Source organism: uncultured Porphyromonas sp., from assembly GCF_938046015.1.
Lineage (GTDB): Bacteria > Bacteroidota > Bacteroidia > Bacteroidales > Porphyromonadaceae > Porphyromonas.
Map to the genome: position 1 here is coordinate 1 of NZ_CALIXW010000032.1, position 3,212 is coordinate 3,212.

At 63.0% G+C, this 3,212-nt stretch carries 1 protein-coding gene and 1 pseudogene; both read right to left on the reverse strand.

All coding sequences use genetic code 11. From position 1 onward, the window contains the following. Positions 1–629 precede the first annotated feature (629 nt). Positions 630–2,681 carry a S9 family peptidase gene (locus Q0248_RS03335; RefSeq protein WP_299319729.1) on the reverse strand — a complete coding sequence of 684 codons (2,052 nt, stop codon included), beginning with the start codon at positions 2,679–2,681 and terminating at the stop codon, positions 630–632. Positions 2,682–2,725: 44 nt separating this feature from the next. Continuing rightward, positions 2,726–3,212 (reverse strand): annotated as a pseudogene (locus tag Q0248_RS03340) (DNA polymerase III, subunit gamma and tau); the annotation flags it as partial.

Sequence of the window (3,212 nt, forward strand, 5' to 3'; positions counted from 1 at the left end):
TGCCGTAGCTCCGTGGGCCTTTCCTCGTTTGCGGTTGCAAAGGTAAGACGAAAAACTAATACCAACCAAATCTCAAAGAGAAAAAGGTGCCGGGAGCAGGCTCTGAGTGCTATTCATTGCCGTTTAGAACAGCGGATTACAGAGGCCAAAAGTTTTTTCTCACTCACGAGAAATTGGGGGCAGGAAGGGGCGTTAGACGAGCGCGGAGCGGGGCGAGGAGGTGCGGAAAAGGGGATTTAGGAGCGCTTACAAGGGGTTTTGGGAGCGCTGCGAGGAGACGAGGAAGCTAGTCATAGGTCTGTCCGCACGCCACGTGGCACCGCCTGCCCCGCCGCTGACCCATAGCAGTCAGGCCGCCCACTGACGGCAGTCACCGCGCTGACCGACGCCAGTCAGCGCAGCGAGGGATAGCAGTCCGAGCGCCAACACGCTTTCCTTATATCAAGTAAAGGCAGGGCAAGGCGCAGCCGCGGGCCGCCTTCGACGAGTCCCCTCCCCTAGCCTCGGCACCGTAGGGAAAAGCGAGAGGGGCATCTAGGACACGGAAAGGCCTCGCCCCCGCAATACTCGACGAGCGTTGCGGGGGCGAGGCTTACTTATATAGCAGCTAGGCTAGGGCGCAGGCGGGCTTACTTCTTGAGCCACTTGTCGAGCCAGCCGAAGAAGGTGCGCTGCCAGAGCAGAGCGTTCTGCGGCTTGACGACCCAGTGCGTCTCATCGGGGTAGACGAGCAGCTCGGCAGGGATGCCACGGAGCTTGGCGGCGTTGAAGGCTGCCATCCCCTGATCAGCCAGGATACGATAGTCACGCTCGCCGTGGATGACGAGGATAGGCGTATCCCAATTGCCCACGAGGCGGTGAGGCGAATTAGCGAAGGTGCGCTGTGCCACGGCATTACCCTTCTCCCAGGGTGCGCCACCCATATCCCAGTTGGCAAACCACATCTCCTCGGTGCACATATACTGGTGCTCGAGGTTGAAGATCCCCGCATGCGCGACAAAGGCGGAGAAGCGCTTCTGGTGTACGCCCGCTAGGTAGAAGGTCGAGTAGCCGCCGTAGCTAGCCCCGACACAGCCTAGGCGCGCCTTATCGACGTAGGGCTCCTTGCTCACCTCATCGACGGCGGTGAGGTAGTCCTGAATATTCTGCCCCGAGTAGTCGCCACTGATCTGCTCGTTCCACGCCTTGCCGAAGCTGGGGACGCCGTGACGATTGGGGGCGATGACGATGTAGCCCTGCTCGGCCATCAGACGGAGGTTCCAGCGGTAGGAGAAGAACTGGCTCACGGTGCTCTGCGGCCCACCCTGGCAGTAGAGCAGTGCGGGGTACTTCTTCGTCTTGTCAAAGTTCGGCGGCAGGAGCACCCATACGAGCATACGGCCGCCGTCGGTGGTCTGGATCCAGCGCTTCTCGACGGTGGGGGTGGCTAGCTGGGCCAGCGTCGTAGCATTCTCCTGGGTCAGCTGCTGCGCTGCGCCCGTCTTGGGCTCGACGAGGTAGAGGTCCTTGGGCTGCACCATCGTCTGGCGACCTGCCAGCAGCTTGCCTCCCGCCAGTGCGATGGAGGTATAGTCGTGCGTCCCCGAGGTGATCTGACGGAGCTTCTTGCCTCGGAGTATTAGCTGCCAGAGCTGCGTCTCGGCCTCCTTCGTAGCGAGGAAGTAGATGGACTTGCTGTCGGCGGCCCAGACGGTCTGCTCAACGTCGCACTCGAAGCCCTCGGTCAGCCAGCTCTTCGCCCCCGTCTTCAGATCGAGGGTGAAGAGGCGCTTGAGGTCGGCCTCGTAGCCGTCGCGCTCCATGCTGATCCAGCTGAGGCTGCGGCCATCGGGGGAGAAGCGGGGCTGCGTGTCGTAGCCGCCATTGCCCTCGGTGACGTTGCGCGTGCGTCCTGTCGCGAGGTCGTAGAGGTAGATATCGGTATTGGTCGAGAGGGCGTACTCCAGGCCCGTCTTCTTGCGCGAGGAATAGGCCAGCGTCTTGCCATCGGGGCTCCAGGAGAGCTCCTCCGCACCGCCGAAGGGCTTAGTCGGAGCCTCGTAGGGCTCGCCCTCGAGGATGTCCTTACCCGCCTTCACCAGTCCCGAGCCCAGCTCAGCGACGAAGATATGCGGGATGGTCTCTACCCACTCGTCCCAGTGCTTGTACATCAGGTCGGTGATGATGCGCCCCGTAGCCTGCGGCAGGTCAGGGTAGCGGTCGGCCGTAGACTGGCCGAACTTGATCTCGTGGATATAGGCGAGCTTCGTCTCATCGGGCGAATAGAGGTAGTCCGTGATGCCTCCCTCGACGTCTGTCACCTGACGGCGATCGCTGCCGTCGGGCGCCATCGTCCAGAGCTGCGAGCTACCACTCTCGGAGGAGAGGTAGCTGATGCGGCGCCCCTGCTGGATCCAGCGAGGAGCGTGGATGCCCTTGAGCCCCTCGGTGATCTGGCGGCGTGCGCTGCCCGAGCTCGTGATGGTAAAGAACTCGGTACGTATCTTATTGTCCTTGATGCTGGGGAAGCCGACGCTGTAGACGATCTGCTTGCCATCGGGCGAAGCGGCGGACTCGCCGAGGCGCGCTAGGCTCAGCATCATCTCCGGACTCATGTACTGCTGCGCGGCCAGCTGCTCAGGGGCAGCGGCTACCAGCGCGGTGGTCGCCACGAGAGCTGCCATCTGTTGCTTGATCTTCATAGTCTATGCTGTATTTGGGGTTGGGTCAGGGCAAGGGAAGGGCGCTAGGTGAAGCGCAGGCCGAGGCGCTCCTTGAGCTCGACGACCTGTGGGTTGACCTCGGCCAGCTTCTTGAACTTATCCTCGGGCGTGAAGGCTAGGCGCGCCTGCTCCTCGGAGTTCTTCTCACGCAGCAGCAGCGTCAGGTCATGGTTGTGCAGCTGTCCGCGTAGGTAGCTGAGGAGCTGGGGATAGATGGCCTCGACGGCCTCGCGGGCGGCGGAGCTCGGTGGGAGTGCCGTCTCGGCCTCGGTGGCGCTGAGCAGATGCGGTAGGCACTCCAGCAGGATGGAGCGGCAGACGATCTGCTCACTCGGGAGCACCTCCTCGATGTAGCGCATCCAGGCGCGCTGCAGCTGCTCCTCGGTGAAGGGCTCATGCTCCTCGAGCGTGGGGGCTACCTCTGTCGCCGCGGCCTGCGCCTGGGCCTGCTGGAGGGCGGCACGCTGCCCGCCGAAGATGGGGCGGCGACGCTTCGGCGGCTCTGGAGCG